Origin of the sequence: Streptococcus massiliensis DSM 18628 (assembly GCF_000380065.1) — a bacterium.
Lineage (GTDB): Bacteria > Bacillota > Bacilli > Lactobacillales > Streptococcaceae > Streptococcus > Streptococcus massiliensis.
Window position 1 is genome coordinate 44,393 of record NZ_KB904365.1, and the last position, 16,910, is coordinate 61,302.

Sequence of the window (16,910 nt, forward strand, 5' to 3'; positions counted from 1 at the left end):
TAGTAAGAGGAGAGAATGATGACACAAATTGTTTATTTTGGAACTTACACACGTCGTTTATCCGAAGGAATCTATAAAGCAAACTTTGATAACGTAAGTGGAAAATTAAGTAACCTCACACTCTTTGCACAAGAGCCTAGTCCTACCTACCTTGCATTTGATGAGGTCAATCACCTCTATACAGTTGGTGCAGAAAATAACTTGGGAGGAATTGCGGCTTATGGTGCTGACGGACAGCTACTGAATCACGTCGTTGAAGAAGGTGCTCCGCTTTGTTATGTGGCTGTTGATGAAAAACGAGGATTAGTTTATGGTGCCAACTACCATAAAGGACAAGTTTTGGTCTACAAACGGCAAGCTGATGGTCGTTTGGTATTAGCTGACAGCGACACTCACACAGGTTCTGGCCCACACGAAAATCAAATCTCCGCTCACGTTCACTATACTAACTTAACGCCTGACCAATACTTGGTTGCCTGTGATTTAGGAACAGACCAAGTAACAACCTATGATGTAGATGAAAATGGTAAATTAACACAAGTAGACTCTTATCAAAGTACTGCTGGTGCGGGACCACGTCATATCGTTTTTCACCATTATCAAAAGATTGCTTACCTTATCTGCGAACTTAATTCTACGATTGAAGTCTTAATTTACGATGGTGTTGGCCACTTTGAACGCATGCAAACTGTCTCTACTTTGCCAGAAGGTTATAAAGATTTTAATGGTACCGCCGCTATTCGCCTGTCTACGGACGGCAAGTTTCTCTACGCTTCTAACCGTGGACATGACTCCATTGCTGTTTACAAAGTGTTGGGCGATGCTAGTTTGGAACTACTAGAAATCGTCCCTACCAATGGAAAAAATCCACGTGATTTTGATTTGACACCAGATCAAAATCATCTCATTGCTGTGCATCAAGATTCCGACAATGCTACTGTTTTTAAACGAAATAATGAAACGGGTCGTTTGACTGAACTTTCCCATGACTTTGTCGTTCCAGAAGGCGTGTGTGTGGCGTTTCCTAAAAAATAATGACTGATCTTTCATGTTTGAGCTGATAAGCTGTTTATCAAAATTTAAACTTGCTGAATTGACAAGAAAATGTGAATTATAAAGCTTTGGAATTACAAAAAGAGCTATGTAGCTCTTTTTTATTATTGCTTTTGTTTTTAGAGTAATTCTTCTATCAGCTCGTCAACTCTATCATTCTCTACTTGAGGGGTGATTTCTGTCACCTGAATGCCTGCAACGGCGCGGTCCACCAAACCGTCAATATCCAGTCGTTTCTCGTACTGCTCGACGTTTTTTATCTTAGGATTGGTCTTGGGACGGTCTGGCGCAAAAATAGTGCAGCAATCCTCAAAAGGCTGAATGGACAGCTCGAAGGTGTCAATTTTCTCAGCGATATCAATGATTTCCAGCTTATCCATAGTGACGACCGGACGGATGACTGGTGTCGTGGTCACGGCATTGATTGCCTGCATGCTCTCCAAGGTCTGACTGGCAACCTGCCCCAGACTCTCTCCGTTGACGATAACCAACCCACCGCGCTCCTCACGAATGCGATCGGTAATCCGCATCATAAAGCGGCGAGTCAAGGTCATCAGATAGGCTTCTGGCGTTTTATTTTTGATCTCCTCTTGAATTTCGGTAAAAGGTACTTCAATGAACTGGATATTGCCCCCAAACTTGGTCAATTTCCGTGCCAAATCTTGGGCTTTTTTCAAGGCACCTGGGCTGGTGTAAGGCGGGCTGGCAAAATGCACGGCTTCAATATCCACACCACGCTTAAGCGCCAAATAGCCCGCAACAGGCGAATCAATCCCGCCAGACAGCATAAGCATGCCCTTGCCAGAAGTCCCGACAGGAAGCCCACCAGCTCCCCGAATGGTTTCGTAGGACAGATAAGCTGCTTCCTCGCGAATTTCCACGCGCAGCTCTATATCGGGCGCCTTCATTTTGACTTGGGCGTAAGCAATCGCCTCAAAAACAGCATTGCCAAGCCTTTGATTAAGCTCGCGACTGTCCAGCTCAAAACTGTGGTCGCTCCGCCGGCTGGAAATCTTGAAAGTCATGCCTTCCTTGTAAACCTCGCGCATGAGCTCCTGCACAGCCGCAACCAAGGCTGGAGTGGATTTTTCGATTTTATAAGACGGAGAAAAATTTTGAATACCGAAAACCTGCTTGAGCGATTCTGCTACTGGCTTGTAGTCCGCCCCGTGAAGATAGACATGAGCACGGTCGCGGTCTGCCCGCACCTGCACCTGCGGATAAACGGACAGGACATCTTCTATATTGCGCTTGAGTTTATTGATGAAGCGCATGCGATTTTTCCCTTTGGTCGAAAGCTCGCCATAGCGAATCATAATTTCTGAATATTGCATTGATTTTACCTTACTTTTTTTGTTTGTTGATAAATGATTTTAAAAGTTGTGAGAAATTGCTCGACTTGGCTCATATCATTTTCCAAGTCCAGACTGACACGTACCGCTGTCGTAGCGACTTTGGGCGGCACGCCCATAGCAATCAAAGTTCCCGCAGGCTTTCCTGCCTTGGACGAGCAAGCACTGGTCGTTGAAATGTAAATCTCGTAATTTTCAAAAGCATGCACCAGCACCTCGCCACGCACACCCTTGATGCCAAAGGTCAAGACATGAGGCGCGAAATTTTCCTGCCCAGAAAAAATGGTCACATCGGGATAGGTCCGCAATTCCTCAAGGATAATCCGCTTCATCTGAGCGGTCTTGGCCACAAAGGCGTCTAGATTTTCCATGGACATGCGCAGCGCTTTTGCCGTAGCTGCGATAGCAGGCAGGTTTTCCGTTGTGGAGCGTTTGTTGTCCTCTTGCCCGCCCCCTGTCAAAAGCGGCATGATTTTCTTGCCAGACTTGATGTAAACAAAACCGACACCACGCACACCGTGAAATTTGTGACCGGAAAAGCTAGCAAAATCCACACGCTCAGTCAGGTAATCTACCGTCGGAATTTTTGCCGCAGCCTGCACCGCGTCTACATGAAAAGAGACAGTCGGCTTGTCTGCTAGCAAGTCAGAAATCGCTGGAATGGGCTGAATAGAGCCGACTTCGTTGTTGACAGCCATGACTGACACCAAAATGGTATCTGTCCGAATGAGCTCTTCTAGCCGCTTAACATCGACAAAACCTTGGGCGTCAACTGGCGCAAAATCTACTTCAAAACCTTGCTGGATCAGCCAAACTGCCGATTCCTTGACCGCTGGATGCTCAATGTCAGATACAATGATATGCTTGCCGTAGCGGGCTTTTTCAAAAGCCACGCCCTTTAGCACCCAGTTGTCTCCTTCAGTTCCGCCAGATGTGAAAAAAATCTCCTGCGCTGTTTTGCCTAAAAGCTCTGCAATTTGCTTGCGGGAAGCGTCTAAAAGCCGCGTTGCTTGGGCACCTAGATTGTGCAGACTAGAGGGATTGCCCCAGATTTTACTAGCCACTTCTGTATAGGTCGCAAGAGCCTCTGGATATGGACGCGTCGTTGCCGAATTGTCTAAATAAATCATATTTTTTCCTCTTATCGTGTATTACATTCAGTTTATTTTACCATAAAATAAGAGGCTGGGACAATAATTTTCAGCCTCTAAAACTGCTTCGGATTATCTGCAAAACGCGGTAGCCTCTTGGCTTCTACGTTCGTCTTTACAGACTCCGTACAAGCCTAATAGGCATCGCGGGGGTGGGACGATGAACTATTCCTTTAAAGGAATGAGTTCTGTCCCACTCCCTTCTGTGATTTAGATTTTACATCTTCTCTTCTAGCGCGATGTCTGGGTATTTGTCGGCAAACCAACGCAGGGCGAAGTCATTTTCAAAGAGAAAGACAGGGTGGTCAAAGCGATCTTTTGCAAGGATATTGCGGCTTGAAGACATGCGCTCATCCAGGTCATCTGGCGAAATCCAGCGCACGGTCTTCTTGCCCATAGGCGTCATGACCACTTCAGCATTGTATTCATTTTCCATGCGGTGCTTGAAAACCTCAAACTGGAGCTGCCCGACCGCCCCCAGCATGTATTCACCCGTCTGGTAGTTGGTATAGAGCTGAATGGCTCCCTCCTGCACCAGCTGCTCAATTCCCTTGTGGAAGGATTTTTGCTTCATGACATTTTTAGCGGCGACTTTCATGAAAATTTCTGGTGTAAAGGTCGGCAAGGGCTCAAACTCAAATTTATTTTTGCCGACAGTGAGCGTGTCTCCGACCTGATAAGTCCCTGTGTCGTAAACGCCGATAATGTCGCCAGCCACAGCATTGGTGACATTTTCACGACTTTCTGCCATGAACTGGGTGACATTGGATAATTTCGCTCCTTTGCCAGTCCGCGGTAGATTGACTGCCATACCGCGTTCAAATTTTCCCGAAACAATACGGACAAAGGCAATACGGTCGCGGTGGCGCGGATCCATATTGGCTTGGATTTTAAAGACAAAACCTGAAAAATCAGGCGCCAAGGGCTCTATAAGTTCTCCTGCTGTCGTCTGATGTCCGTGCGGCTCTGGCGCAAACTTGAGGAAGGTCTCAAGGAAGGTCTGCACACCAAAATTGGTCAAGGCAGAGCCGAAGAAAACCGGGGTCAATTTTCCGTCCAGAATGGCTTCTTCCGAAAACTCATTGCCCGCTTCTTGCAACAGCTCGATATCCTCTTTCACTTGCTCATAGAAAGGGTTGCTGGCAAAAATCTGATTGCCCGCATCTAGGCTAGCGAAACGCTCCTCGCCCTTGTAAAGCTCTAGGCGCTCATGATAGAGGTCGTAGAGCCCCTCAAAGCTCTTACCCATACCGATTGGCCAATTCATGGGATAGCTGGCAATCCCCAGCACATCTTCCAGCTCTTCCAACAAATCCAACGGCTCGCGCCCGTCGCGGTCCAGCTTGTTGATAAAGGTAAAAACGGGGATATGGCGGTGCTTGACAACCTCAAAAAGCTTTTTGGTCTGTGCCTCAATCCCCTTGGCAGAGTCAATCACCATGACCGCTGCATCAACCGCCATTAGCGTTCGATAGGTGTCCTCAGAGAAGTCCTCGTGCCCCGGCGTATCAAGGATATTGACTCGCTTGCCCTCATAGTCAAACTGCATAACAGACGAAGTCACCGAAATCCCCCGCTGCTTTTCAATGTCCATCCAGTCGGACTTAGCAAAATTACCTGTTTTCTTGCCTTTGACCGTACCAGCCTCACGAATCTCGCCCCCAAAATAGAGCAACTGCTCAGTAATGGTCGTTTTCCCTGCGTCCGGGTGGGAGATAATGGCAAAAGTTCGGCGTTTTTTAATTTCTTCCTGTAAAGTCATACTGTCCTCATTTCTTTTTCTGTTATTTTTTGTAAGTTGCTGCATTACTTATTCTACATTGGATTTTCCTCTTCTTTTAACTTACCCATTATAGCGAATTTAAGGCTTTTTTTCAAACGAAAAAAACCTCAGATAGCTAAGGTTTCATTCTTTCTTTGGCTAAGAGTGGTGCGCGCTTTTCCCGCCGCTTGAAAATCTCATCAAAAAGTACCAAGGCTGCGGCCAAAATAATGGACACTGCCAAATAATTAATTAAAAGACGATCCCCCTTGATCATGGGTGGATGCGCCAGAAGTCCGTAGTTGCCACCAGTCACTTGATTGACACCAAGCAGCAAAAGATTGAGCACAAAAGTATAAAGCACAATCCTTTTCTTGTTCAGCAATTTCTTGTCATAGTGACTAAGGAGATAAAGCAAGGAATTGACAAAAAGCGCATAGTGCCCAACTAGGAAAGAAAGGCTGGTGATGTGCGGAAAGTCGTAAGGGTCAAAGACGGGATAAACCAGTGCAAAGATCGCTCCGCTAGCGCCCATAAGAGCGAAATATTGCTTGGAAGGCCATTTATCTGGCAATAACAAAACTGCAAACATAGCAAGCCTACAATGATAAAGTGGCAAACTATTAGCAAAAGGAATGGAAAAACCAAAATACCAAGTGTAAAGTATCACGAGCTGGATGGCTTGGATAACCTTAAAAGTCTTGCGATAAGTCGGATTAGTATAATATTTTAAGGTTGTATAAGTCAAAAATACCAACAGTGCCATCATAATGATAAACCAAAAAGTCGAAACTGGTGGCGGTGCCGTTTTGGTAGTGGTTAAAAAATGCTTCATTTTCATTCCTTTTTAGCTTTTACAAATCTTCTTGAAAAGACAGGTCGCGTTTATCTTGTACTTTTTTATACAATTCCCCCTCCAAAAGAAGAGCAATTATCAAAACTAGAGAAACTAGGATAAAATTAAGTAATAAGCCTTGGTTGCCTACCAAAGGTGGATTAGTCAAAAAGCCATAATCACCTCTCGTCACTTGATTGACCAATAGCAAAAATGCATTCATCCCAAGCGTAAAGTAGATAAGACGTTCCTTAGTCAGTAAATTCTTATCATAGTAATTAGCCAGATAAATAAGGGAATTTCCTAGTAAGGCATAATGCCCGATAAGATAGGAGAAAAGCGTGAGATGTGGGAAAGGATAAGGATCAAAAATCGGATGAACCAGAGCACAAATCGGTCCAAAAATCCCTAAAAGGGCAAAATATTGCTTGTAAGGGGAGCGATTAGGCAAAAATAAAACTGCAAACATGGCCATTCGACAATGATAAAGTGGTAAACTTTCTGCCAAAGGAGCTAAGGTCAGTCCGTACCAAGCATAAAGTGAAAAGAGCTGAACAAACTGCATATAGCGAAAAAGCTTACTATAAGTCGGTGATTGGGAATATTTGAGTGAAGTATAGAAAACAGCGACTACCCCTAGCAGCATCATTCCATACCAGAATGGTGTTAGCTGGGGGACTTCACTTTTATGAGTTGTAAAAAATTCAAACATAAGGTCCTTTCTGACTAATTGATCATTCGCTTATCTAGTTCCTCAATGACCCCGAGCTTTCTCATGGTAGACACTCTAGATAATTTCTTTTCTAAAAAGTTATTGTTGAGCTTTTTCTTTTTGGCCTCTCTGGGCAAATACATATAGAGACAAGTAGACCCAGTGATATATTTTTCATCCCCAAAATCCATTTTCTCAAGTTCTGCGACTTTTGCAGAATCAGCCTTTTCATTAGAAAAAACAAGATGAATGCGCGACTTATCATAGCCTTGGGCAAAAGGATTTTCATCCAGTGCTAGCCTTAAATCCGCAGCAGTTTTGACAATCACTGATAAATCCGCACCGATTTTCTCTAAAATTGTCTGGTGAATGAGCGCCGCTAACGCTTGAGGTGCTAAATCAGTTTCACAGATAATATTTCCCGACTGAATATAGGTCGAAACCCGCTGCAAACCGGCTTCTGACAAATAAATAACTAAATCGCTTATCTTGGGAATACGATTTTTACCTGTCGGCATAACGCCGCGCAAAAGAGCTAAATACCTCATTTCCCCTCCAACTCCTCAACAATCTTGGCTAGGTTCATGGAATTGCTACCTTTGAGTAGGATTTGGTCGGCTGGTTGCAGGCTCGCTTTGACGGCCGCCAGCAAGTCGTCAAACTGATCTGTCGTTTCATTTTTCAAGAAATAATGCACTTTTTCTTTAGGGAAAATTTCCTGCGCATAGCTGTAGAGGCTGCTCATATCTTGCCCATAGAGGAAAATTTCCGAAATCAGCTCAGGATTAAGGCTGGTAATCATGGCGCCGTGCATGTGCTTGGAATCCGCGCCTAGCTCTTTCATATCCGCCAAAACCGCCAATTTCCGTCCATTGGGATTGACTGGCAGACTGCTAAAAGTCTCCAAAATCAAGCGCATGGCCGTCGGATTGGCATTGTAGACATCGGATAAAATATCGGCACCGTTGCTGGCTTTTTTCCACTCCGTCCGATTGCGGGTCAAAACCAAATTTTCCAAAGCCTGACCAATAGCGGCCTCTGGCACGCCCTCTGCCTTAGCCACATAGCTGGCTAGCATGGCATTGGTGGCATTATACTTGCCGGTGACAGGGAGCTTGAGCGCCTGCTCCAAAAAGTTGGTCTTGAAGGTCAGACTTTCCTTTTCCTCTTTCAGCTCGGTCAAGTAAATATCTTGGTCGGGACCAAAACGAACCAGTTGCTGCTTTTGCGGCAGAAAATCATTGATTAGCTTGTCAGCAGGGACGAGCAAAAGCCCGTCTTCTGGCATCCCATCTGCAATCTGCATTTTTCCTTGAGCAATCTCCTTGCGGCTACCAAAAAACTCCAGATGCGCCTCGCCAATCAGGGTCACAATCCCCACCTTGGGACGCGCCAGCTCAGACAAAAGATGAATGTCGCCCAAGTGGTCTTGTCCCATTTCCAAAACCAGCTTTTCCGTGCCCTCCGGCATGTGCAAAACGGTGTAAGGCAGACCGATTTCATTATTGTAGTTCCCTTGGGTTTTATAGGTTTTATAGGTCGTGGACAATAGCTGCGCCAGCATATCTTTGGTCGTTGTCTTGCCATTTGAGCCTGTCACTGCAAAGACGTCGACCCCCGTCTTTTCCAAATAATACTGGGCTAGGCGCTGCATGCCAGCTAGCACATCATCCACTAAAATATGAGGAAAATCGACTGTTTTTTCTGTCAGAGTGACCGCAGCGCCATTTTCAAAAGCTGTCGCGATAAAATCATGCCCATCGCGCTCGCCCTTGAGCGGCAGAAACAAATCGCCCGGCTCAATCAAACGGCTGTCAAACTCCGCCTTGTTGAGGCGGACATTTTCATACTGCGCTACATCATTTTTCGCCTGCAAAAGCTCAGCGATTTCATATAAAGTTACGTTCATTTCATTCTCCAAGGGAGTGGGAAAGAACTTAACTAAACTAATGAAAAGTTCGTCTTCCCACCCCCGCACAGTTGATTAGGTATACTTTTGAGCTGAAAAGCGATTAAAGTTACCAATCAACCACTGCGCTTTTATAAATTTCCGACAAAAACAAGGCCGGATTTGCTTATCCAGCCTTTATTATACCATATTTTTTTGTTTGGCAAGTTTTTCTTTTCCTATAAAAGATGTGCTTCGCGTTTAGTAAAGGCTTCCTGGGCTAAAAGCACCAATCTTTCAATCAAATCGCCATAAGGCAAGCCCATATTTTCCCAGAGAAGCGGATACATAGACCACTGGGTGAAGCCCGGCATGGTGTTGAGCTCGTTGAGATAAACGTCGCCTTCTACCGTGTAGAAGAAATCGCAGCGCGACAGCCCAAGTCCACCGAGAGCACGAAAGGCTTTTTCTGCATTTTCACGCATGATTGCCACCACCTCATCAGGGATTTGAGCAGGGATTGCCATAGTAATCTTGTTGTCGATATACTTGGCTTCATAGTCGTAGAAAGCCACATCCTTGACCACTTCACCCGGCAGCGTGCTCTTGACATCGTAATTACCCAAGAGCCCGACCTCAATCTCCCGCGCATTGACCCCTTGCTCCACAAGCACGCGGCTATCGTATTGAAAGGCTAAGTCCAGCGCTTGCCGCAATTCGGCTTGATTTTCTGACTTGGAAATACCGACGCTTGAGCCCATATTTGACGGCTTGGTGAAGACGGGATAGACTAAGTTCGCTTCAATCTCAGCAATTTTTTCTTCGATATTTTCACCCTCAATGACCGCTACATAAGGCACCTGAGTGATACCAGCTGACTCCAGCACTCGCTTGGTCGTGATTTTATCCATAGCCAGACTAGACGCCAAAATGCCCGTACCGACATAGGCCAGTTTGAGCGTTTCGAGAAAACCTTGAATAGAGCCGTCCTCGCCCATGGGACCGTGAAGGACTGGGAAAACCACTGCCCCTTCCTCGTAAATATCGCTAGGCTTGATTTGACGGGCAAGGTCAATCGTATCGTTAGTCATCAACTTTTCAGCCGCAGACGGTGTTTCTGTAAATTCCTGCGTCTTGATAAAGCTGCCGTCCTTACTGATAAAGTAAGTTTTGACGCTAAATTTTTCATAATTGACCGCCCGCATGACGCTTTCAGCTGATAAAACCGAAACCTCGCGCTCTGCGCTACGACCGCCGTACAATAAAATCAAACTTTCTTTTGCCATTTTTTATCCTAACATTCTAATCATCATGGGAAGCCCCATTCTGACATGATTTCGCTTTTTAGTATATCATATTTTACCGCTTTTTGAAATATAAAAAGAGGCTGAGAAAAGTTCTAGCCTCTAAATTTTTCTAGAATGGTGCAAGGCGCGGTTGCTTCTCACAATTCCGTCCGATTTTCAATAGCTCTCAGCAGCGTGACTTCGTCAGCATACTCAATATCTGAGCCCACCGCTAAACCACGCGCTAGGCGGGTAACCTTAATACCTGCGGGCTTTAGGACGCGGGAAATATACATGGAAGTCGCTTCGCCGTCCGCTGTCGCATTGGTCGCTACAATAACCTCGCTGACCTCACCCTTGTCCATGAGACGGGTCAAAAGGGTTTTGAGGTTAATATCGTCAGGTCCCACGCCATTCATGGGCGAAATGAGCCCGTGCAAAACATGGTAAAGTCCGTGATATTCTTGGATATTTTCCATGGCCGAAACATCACGGCTGTCCTCCACGATGAGAATGGTCGACTGGTCGCGCGATTCATCACTGCAAATCGCACAAGGGTCCTCGTCGGTCAAATTGCCGCAAATAGAGCAATAAGAGAGCTCGCGCTTGGCAGCAAGCAGGTTTTTAGCAAATTCGTTGACGTCATCGTCGCTCATCCCAATCGTATAAAAAGCCAGACGCGTCGCCGTTTTGATGCCGATGCCCGGCAGCTTTGAAAAGCTGTCAATGAGCTTGGCAATAGGTGTTGGATATAGCATAATTCTCTTTCTAAAAGACTGGAAAATTCCAGCCTTGTTTTTCTTAATTCATAGGGTGCTGTTGTTGGTAAAGATTGATAATATCGCGGGTAATGCTGTGGCTAACTGTAGCTGACAGATTGGTATTGTGAGGGAAGACCACCGCCACCGCAATCTGCGGATTGTTGCTAGGCGCGTAAGCCACCACATTGGTGTTGATAGCTGCTTGACCGCCAGCGACGAAGGTTTCAGCAGTACCAGTCTTGGCGCTGATTGGCACAGCTTCGCCCTGAGAAATCGTGCGTCCAGTTGTAAAGCCACTGGTTCCATGCACCACTTGGTAGAAACCTTGCTTAATCAAGTCCATATTCTCATCAGAAATATTGACCTTGTTTAGCTCCTTGGTTTCTTTTTTCTCAATCAAATCGCCCAAGCCACCGTTTTCGCTATTGCCATAAATGCCCTCTACCAAGTGCGGAGCCACGCGCTTACCACCATTTGCTACCGTTGCTGCATATTGAGCTAATTGCATCGGTGTGTAGTTGTCAAATTGCCCAAAGGCATTGGTCAGGTAATTAGAAAAAGTGAAATCCTTAGGGACATACCCTTCTGACTCATTGGACAAATCAATTCCTGTGCTGGTTCCCATTCCGTATTGAGCAAAGCCTGATCGTAATTTTTTCATAGCCTGTTCAAGCGAAGATTCGCTAAAATTAAGTGGACCACCGTATGGCGTACCCAATAGATTGAGGGCTAATTGCACCATATACGTGTTGGAAGAATATTCTAGTGCTTCTACCGCTGTAATATTCCGTGAACCATACTGAGTAAACCAAGAAGTAATGGAAGTACTGCCGCCAAAATTGATCGGCTGATCCGTCATGACCTGATTTCCAGTAATCGCATTATTCTCCCAGCCAGCCGTCAAAGTTGCGCCCTTGACAATCGAACCCGGAACAAAATTATCGGTAATCGTCCCCAACGCATCCGTTGTTAATTCTCCGGTTTTACTGTCATGCTTTATACCTGCCATTGCAAGTATCGCTCCCGTATTCGGGTTCATCGCTACAGCATAAACGCCTTCGGAATAGGTTGCATTGCCACTCGCCAGCTCGGCATTAAAGTAATTTCTGAGAATATCTTCCACACCATTTTGGAAATTCAAGTCAACTGTTAATTTAAGATTTTTCCCTTTTTTCCCAGCGGAAATATCTTTTACATTTTCCATATTGCCATGTTTATCCAGGTAAATCTCCTTGACTGCCCGCTCGCCCTGCAAGGTACTTTCGTATTCTTTTTCTAGGTAGCTAGTACCGACACGATCATTGAGCGAATAGCCTTTTTTCAGATAATCATCTACTTCCTCAGCTGGCAAACCTGCTTCTTGACTAGAAACACTTCCTACGATAGAGGATAAAGAAGTCGGCATTACCTTGCGTTCCCAGCTTGTCGCTGTACTAATCCCCGTCAGATCTGTATTTGACGCTACTTGAGCAATTTGCTCAGAAGTCAAATTGTCTGTCTTAATCAGACCCGTTTGGAAATTAGTTACTTTATTCATCTGGCTAAAAAGAGAAATCACTTTCTTCTCTTCATCAGAATAATTCAAATTTTTCACGTCAACACTTTTGACCGCATTGTTGTAGATTTTTGACTCAGATAACTTATTGCCATCAGTATCATACTTTTGCTTATGTGGCAATTTATCTACTACTTGTTTATAAACCGTACTATCCGCCAAATAATAATCTACCAACTGCCGCTCAGTCACATCAGTATCAGATACAGTAACTATATTAACCAGTTTCTGAGCTATTTTTTTGATGTCCTCAGCAGTCATTTTATTGTCTCGAGTGAAGGATACCACTTGTTTGGTTTCATTTTCCACCAAGGCCGTTCCATTGGCATCGTAAATTTGACCACGAACAGAACTAGTTGTCACTTTCGTTTTACTAGCCTTTGCCATTTTTTGTAGATAAAAATCTTTATTGACTACCTGCATGTAACCCAAGCGTGCAATTAACCCAATAAAAAGCAGAATAACCACGCCAAATAAGAGATTAAGCCGCCTAGGAATAACACGCGGATCAAAACTTCTTTTCTTCTTGCTCATGTCGTCCTCGTTCTAGAAAATCTACCTTTTATTTTACCACAAAATCAGCAAAAACAGTTTAGAATTTTTCAAAATACAAAAAGGGAGTGGGACAGAACTCCTTCCTAAAATAGAAGAGTTCGTAGTCCCACCCCCGCGATGCCTATTAGGCTTGTACGGAGTCTGTCAAGACGAACGTAAAAGTCAAGAGGCTACCGCGTCTAGCACTTAAACCGAACATGATTCAGAGGTCAAAGACTTTTGTCTCAGCCTCCTTTGATATCATTTTCCAAGGTAGTATTCCTTGACAAGATTCAAATTATCGTCAAATTCAAATACAAGCGGTGGGAAGTTTGGAATTTCAACACCCATGATTTCATCGTCTGACAAGTGTTTGATGTGTTTTACAAGAGCACGGATTGAGTTACCGTGGGCACCAACAAAGACATTTTTACCGTCTTTAAGGTCTGGAGCAATCTTGTCTTCCCAGAATGGAAGTGCGCGTTCAAGCGTTACTTTCAAGTTTTCAGCGTCTGGAATAACAGAGTCGTCAAGATGTGAGTAGCGACGGTCCGTGTGCGCTGAATATTCATCATCTCTTGGCATTGCTGGAGGCAATACATCATAAGAACGACGCCAAATGTGCACTTGTTCATCACCAAATTTTTCAGCAGCCTCTGCCTTATTTTTAGCTGTCAAACCACCGTAGTGACGTTCGTTCAAGCGCCATGATTTTTCAACTGGCACCCAAAGTTGGTCAGCAGCTTCAAGAGCAAGGTTGGTTGTTTTGATAGCGCGTTTCAAGACTGAAGTGTAGGCTTGATCAAATTCGATACCAGCTTCTTTAATCAACTTACCAGCGTCAATCGCTTGTTGTGTTCCTTTTTCAGACAAATCAACATCAGCCCAACCAGTGAACAGGTTAGCTTTGTTCCATTCAGACTCACCGTGGCGAGCAAAAACCAATTTTACCATTTGAATTCTCCTTGAAATCAGTTAAATTTTTGAAAACTGCTGTGCAGTCACCTCTATTATTTTACAAAATTTTTTCAAAAAAAGCTAGGAAAAGTAGGAAAGTCTTTGCATTTTTAAAATTTTTTTAAATTCCTATTTTACAAGCAAATTCTTTTAAAAACCTGATTTGCTCATCATCCGTCCAAGAAATGAGCGACAAGCCGTCAAATTCCTCAATCGTTTGATCTGCATGTTGGCACTTGAAATACCATTCCACAACTGTTTGATTTTCCTTATGGAAAAATTGCTTAATTTTCCAAACTAAAACCTGATGTGTTTGATTCCAAGCCTCAAACCAATCCTTTATTTCCTCAATCCCTTCGTAGCGTGGACCCCAAGATTCAATATAAATAACTTCTTCTGAAAAAATCCCCTCAAAGTCCAGAGAATTTTTACTTAACCAACTATTGAACCACTTGCTGATAATCATTTCTTTCTCTTCGTGTTCCATTTTATTCTCCTAAAAATGACCACTTTTCAGACACTCTGGACAAATACCATAGGCCATCATTTGTGTTTTGCGAATACGGTAACCTGTACATTCTTCTGCTTCTCGCTTAAGATCTGGAATATCTATATCCATATCAGCGATTTTACCACAAATTTCACAGATAACATTGAGGTGCTGATGCCCCATATAGTCAAAATAAGAAGTAGGATCTTTACTGATTTTCAATTCTGTGACAAAACCCTCATCAACCAAAAATTTGAGGTTATTATAAACTGTCGCTAAACTCATTTTTGGAAAATCTGGTTTTAAATCCTGATAAATTTTTTCCGCACTCGGATGACTTTTGCTTGCAATCATATAAGCTGTCACTGCCCGCCTAGTATCCGTCAGCCGAATTCCTTTTTTGCGAAAAATATCTAAAATGCGCGTTAATTCTTTTTCACCACGCTTTGTCAAGACGATACCCATCATCTTTGCCTACTTTCTTAACTACTTTATCTTATTATATCATGAAAATGGTTTAATGAGATAGAGAACAAGTTTTAAAACGCTAGTAAAAATACTATCCGAAACTTTTTCCACTCGCCATTTTACTCCACCCGCTCTGACAGGTCTTCCCATTCCTCTAGGAGGGTTTCTTGTTGGGCGGTGAGCTGGTTGATTTGCTCTTGGTGCTCCATGAGCTCTGCCGCATCGTTGGTGGCTGCCATGAGCTGATTGATTTCTGCTAGCTCTTGCTCTAGCTGCTCGATTTGATTTTCCACTTGCTCCAAGCGTCGCGCGAGTTTGCGCTGCTCTTTCTGGCTTTCTTTTTGGGCTTGGTAATCGTTGGATGCGCTCACTCGCTCCGCTGGGACAGTCTCTGCTTCCGCTTCTCTTAGGGCTTCCTGCTCTGCCTTTTTTTCCAAGTAATAATCATAATCGCCCAAATAAAGGGTGGAGCCAGCCTCTGTCAGCTCCAGCACCTGCGTGGCGACGCGGTTGATAAAATAGCGGTCGTGGCTGACAAAGAGGAGCGTGCCGTCAAAGTCAATCAGCGCCTGCTCTAGCACTTCCTTACTATCAATATCCAAGTGGTTGGTCGGCTCGTCTAGAATGAGAAAATTATTGTTTTCCATGGATAGCTTGGCAAGAAGCAAGCGTGCCCTCTCACCACCTGACAGCATGCCGACGGATTTCTTGACATCATCGCCCGAAAAGAGAAAGGCACCCAGCCGATTGCGGATTTCGACTTCGGGCGTCAGCTTGAAACCATTCCAAAGCTCGTCCAAAACCGTATTGCTAGCCGTCAGCTTGCTCTGGGTCTGGTCATAATAGCCGACCTCCACATTGGCGCCGAATCGCTCGCTCCCCTTGATAAAAGGAATTTGCCCGACGATAGACTTGATGAGGGTGGTTTTGCCAATGCCGTTTGGCCCGACAATAGCGACCGCACCTAGTTTTCTAAGATCAAGGTTAATGGGTGCAGACAAAATCTGCCCCTCGTAGCCAATGGCTGCATCCTCCACCGTCAACACCACATTGCCCGATACCTTGTCGGATTTGAAAGTCATGTTGGCGGATTTGCCCTTGCTTTCTGGCTTGTCCAAACGCTCCATTTTTTCCAACTGTTTGCGCCGCGACTGCGCCCGCTTGGTCGTCGAAGCTCGCACCAGATTGCGATTGACAAAGTCTTCCAAAGCTGCGATTTCCTTTTGCTGCTTTTGGTAATTTTTCGCCTCGGTCAATAATTTCTGCTCTTTTTGCTCCACAAAGCTGGAGTAATTGCCCACATAGCGATCCAATGAGTGCTTGGTCAAATCCAGCGTCACGGTCGCCACCTTGTCCAAAAAATAACGGTCATGGCTGACGATGACTAGCGCCCCTTTGTAGTTGACTAGATAGGTTTCCAGCCAAGCAATGGTCTCAATATCCAAGTGGTTGGTCGGCTCGTCCAAAACAAGAAGATTGGGCTTTTCCAACAACATTTTAGCCAAAGCCAGCCGCGTATTTTGCCCGCCTGATAGGTCGGAAATCTTCATGTCCCACATGGACTGGTCAAACTTGAAACCGTTCAAAATGGCGCGAATATCCGCCTCGTAGCTGAAGCCGCCTGCTTGCCGAAATTCCTCAGACAGCTGGTCGTACTGGCTCATGAGACTTGCCAAATCAGCACCCGTCAACTCGCCCATTTGCAGCTCCAGAGCTCGCAAACGCTGCTCTAGCGCCCGCAAATCATCAAAAACATGCAGCATTTCATCGTAAATCGTCTTGCTGGACTCAAAGCGGCTATCCTGCGCCAGATAGGACAGAGACAGGTCGCGTTTTTTGTTGATTTCGCCAGAAGTCGGTTCTTCCTCGCCCACCAAAATTTTCAAAAGCGTAGACTTGCCCGCACCGTTTTTTCCCACCAGAGCAATGCGGTCGCGCTCATCCACTTGCAGGTTGATATTGTCAAAAAGCAGGTCTCCTGCAAAAGACCGCTCAATTTTGTTCGCTTGTAAAATAATCATGTTTCTATTATAGCAGAAAAATACCCTTGAATACACTACCTTTCTATCTGATTTTTCAATAAACGAATTGCTTACATTTAAGCCG

15 protein-coding genes are annotated in these 16,910 nt (G+C 44.7%); 1 reads left to right on the top strand and 14 read right to left on the bottom strand.

The genetic code is table 11. The annotated features are described in order from the left end of the window. The first annotated feature begins 18 nt into the window (after positions 1–18). The gene (locus A3I3_RS0100840; RefSeq protein WP_018370845.1) at positions 19–1,035 is read left to right on the top strand and encodes a lactonase family protein; all 1,017 of its coding nucleotides are present in this window, start codon (positions 19–21) and stop codon (positions 1,033–1,035) included. A gap of 137 nt (positions 1,036–1,172) precedes the next feature. Here A3I3_RS0100840 and thiI read toward each other — a convergent pair whose 3' ends face one another. From thiI to A3I3_RS0100910, 14 genes are all read right to left on the bottom strand, one after another. Beyond that, positions 1,173–2,387, bottom strand: a complete 1,215-nt coding sequence (thiI, locus tag A3I3_RS0100845; RefSeq protein WP_018370846.1) for a tRNA uracil 4-sulfurtransferase ThiI — start codon at positions 2,385–2,387, stop codon at positions 1,173–1,175. A 5-nt stretch (positions 2,388–2,392) separates the two neighbouring features. Further along, positions 2,393–3,535, bottom strand: a complete 1,143-nt coding sequence (locus A3I3_RS0100850; protein WP_018370847.1) for a cysteine desulfurase family protein — start codon at positions 3,533–3,535, stop codon at positions 2,393–2,395. Positions 3,536–3,773: 238 nt separating this feature from the next. Beyond that, a complete protein-coding gene (locus A3I3_RS0100855; protein WP_019231852.1) occupies positions 3,774–5,318 on the bottom strand; it encodes a peptide chain release factor 3 in 1,545 nt (514 codons plus the stop codon). A gap of 136 nt (positions 5,319–5,454) precedes the next feature. Further along, positions 5,455–6,153 (bottom strand): YwaF family protein, encoded by a 699-nt coding sequence (locus tag A3I3_RS0100860; protein ID WP_018370849.1) that lies wholly within the window; start codon positions 6,151–6,153, stop codon positions 5,455–5,457. 19 nt (positions 6,154–6,172) lie between these two features. Then, on the bottom strand, positions 6,173–6,865 hold the full coding sequence (locus A3I3_RS0100865; RefSeq protein WP_018370850.1) for a YwaF family protein: 693 nt from the start codon (positions 6,863–6,865) through the stop codon (positions 6,173–6,175). 14 nt (positions 6,866–6,879) lie between these two features. Beyond that, the gene (locus A3I3_RS0100870; protein WP_018370851.1) at positions 6,880–7,413 is read right to left on the bottom strand and encodes a DUF1697 domain-containing protein; all 534 of its coding nucleotides are present in this window, start codon (positions 7,411–7,413) and stop codon (positions 6,880–6,882) included. After that, complete coding sequence (locus A3I3_RS0100875) at positions 7,410–8,774, bottom strand: UDP-N-acetylmuramoyl-tripeptide--D-alanyl-D-alanine ligase (protein ID WP_018370852.1); 1,365 nt, start codon at positions 8,772–8,774, stop codon at positions 7,410–7,412. Before A3I3_RS0100875 ends, A3I3_RS0100870 begins: the two co-directional genes overlap by 4 nt. A gap of 218 nt (positions 8,775–8,992) precedes the next feature. Then, a complete protein-coding gene (locus tag A3I3_RS0100880; RefSeq protein WP_018370853.1) occupies positions 8,993–10,039 on the bottom strand; it encodes a D-alanine--D-alanine ligase in 1,047 nt (348 codons plus the stop codon). 158 nt (positions 10,040–10,197) lie between these two features. Beyond that, positions 10,198–10,797: a recombination mediator RecR gene (gene recR, locus A3I3_RS0100885; RefSeq protein ID WP_018370854.1), complete on the bottom strand. Its 600-nt coding sequence runs from the start codon at positions 10,795–10,797 to the stop codon at positions 10,198–10,200. 43 nt (positions 10,798–10,840) lie between these two features. Further along, positions 10,841–12,889 (bottom strand): penicillin-binding protein PBP2B, encoded by a 2,049-nt coding sequence (gene pbp2b, locus A3I3_RS0100890; RefSeq protein WP_018370855.1) that lies wholly within the window; start codon positions 12,887–12,889, stop codon positions 10,841–10,843. 261 nt (positions 12,890–13,150) lie between these two features. Further along, positions 13,151–13,843 carry a phosphoglycerate mutase gene (locus tag A3I3_RS0100895; RefSeq protein ID WP_018370856.1) on the bottom strand — a complete coding sequence of 231 codons (693 nt, stop codon included), beginning with the start codon at positions 13,841–13,843 and terminating at the stop codon, positions 13,151–13,153. Positions 13,844–13,967: 124 nt separating this feature from the next. Beyond that, positions 13,968–14,333: a nuclear transport factor 2 family protein gene (locus A3I3_RS10050; protein WP_018370857.1), complete on the bottom strand. Its 366-nt coding sequence runs from the start codon at positions 14,331–14,333 to the stop codon at positions 13,968–13,970. Between the two features lie 9 nt (positions 14,334–14,342). After that, positions 14,343–14,801, bottom strand: a complete 459-nt coding sequence (locus A3I3_RS0100905; protein WP_174222137.1) for a Fur family transcriptional regulator — start codon at positions 14,799–14,801, stop codon at positions 14,343–14,345. Between the two features lie 122 nt (positions 14,802–14,923). Beyond that, positions 14,924–16,825, bottom strand: coding sequence for an ABC-F family ATP-binding cassette domain-containing protein (locus tag A3I3_RS0100910; RefSeq protein ID WP_018370859.1), 1,902 nt, complete (start codon positions 16,823–16,825; stop codon positions 14,924–14,926). Positions 16,826–16,910 lie beyond the last annotated feature (85 nt).

What these genes read in the sequence shown, in the direction of transcription:
- A3I3_RS0100840 (WP_018370845.1), top strand. Translation starts at nt 19, where the DNA reads ATGACACAAATTGTTTATTTTGGAACTTACACACGTCGTTTATCCGAA.
- thiI (WP_018370846.1), bottom strand. Translation starts at nt 2,387, where the DNA reads ATGCAATATTCAGAAATTATGATTCGCTATGGCGAGCTTTCGACCAAA.
- A3I3_RS10050 (WP_018370857.1), bottom strand. Translation starts at nt 14,333, where the DNA reads ATGGAACACGAAGAGAAAGAAATGATTATCAGCAAGTGGTTCAATAGT.
- A3I3_RS0100855 (WP_019231852.1), bottom strand. Translation starts at nt 5,318, where the DNA reads ATGACTTTACAGGAAGAAATTAAAAAACGCCGAACTTTTGCCATTATC.
- A3I3_RS0100895 (WP_018370856.1), bottom strand. Translation starts at nt 13,843, where the DNA reads ATGGTAAAATTGGTTTTTGCTCGCCACGGTGAGTCTGAATGGAACAAA.
- A3I3_RS0100875 (WP_018370852.1), bottom strand. Translation starts at nt 8,774, where the DNA reads ATGAACGTAACTTTATATGAAATCGCTGAGCTTTTGCAGGCGAAAAAT.
- recR (WP_018370854.1), bottom strand. Translation starts at nt 10,797, where the DNA reads ATGCTATATCCAACACCTATTGCCAAGCTCATTGACAGCTTTTCAAAG.
- A3I3_RS0100865 (WP_018370850.1), bottom strand. Translation starts at nt 6,865, where the DNA reads ATGTTTGAATTTTTTACAACTCATAAAAGTGAAGTCCCCCAGCTAACA.
- A3I3_RS0100870 (WP_018370851.1), bottom strand. Translation starts at nt 7,413, where the DNA reads ATGAGGTATTTAGCTCTTTTGCGCGGCGTTATGCCGACAGGTAAAAAT.
- A3I3_RS0100860 (WP_018370849.1), bottom strand. Translation starts at nt 6,153, where the DNA reads ATGAAGCATTTTTTAACCACTACCAAAACGGCACCGCCACCAGTTTCG.
- pbp2b (WP_018370855.1), bottom strand. Translation starts at nt 12,889, where the DNA reads ATGAGCAAGAAGAAAAGAAGTTTTGATCCGCGTGTTATTCCTAGGCGG.
- A3I3_RS0100850 (WP_018370847.1), bottom strand. Translation starts at nt 3,535, where the DNA reads ATGATTTATTTAGACAATTCGGCAACGACGCGTCCATATCCAGAGGCT.
- A3I3_RS0100910 (WP_018370859.1), bottom strand. Translation starts at nt 16,825, where the DNA reads ATGATTATTTTACAAGCGAACAAAATTGAGCGGTCTTTTGCAGGAGAC.
- A3I3_RS0100880 (WP_018370853.1), bottom strand. Translation starts at nt 10,039, where the DNA reads ATGGCAAAAGAAAGTTTGATTTTATTGTACGGCGGTCGTAGCGCAGAG.
- A3I3_RS0100905 (WP_174222137.1), bottom strand. Translation starts at nt 14,801, where the DNA reads ATGGGTATCGTCTTGACAAAGCGTGGTGAAAAAGAATTAACGCGCATT.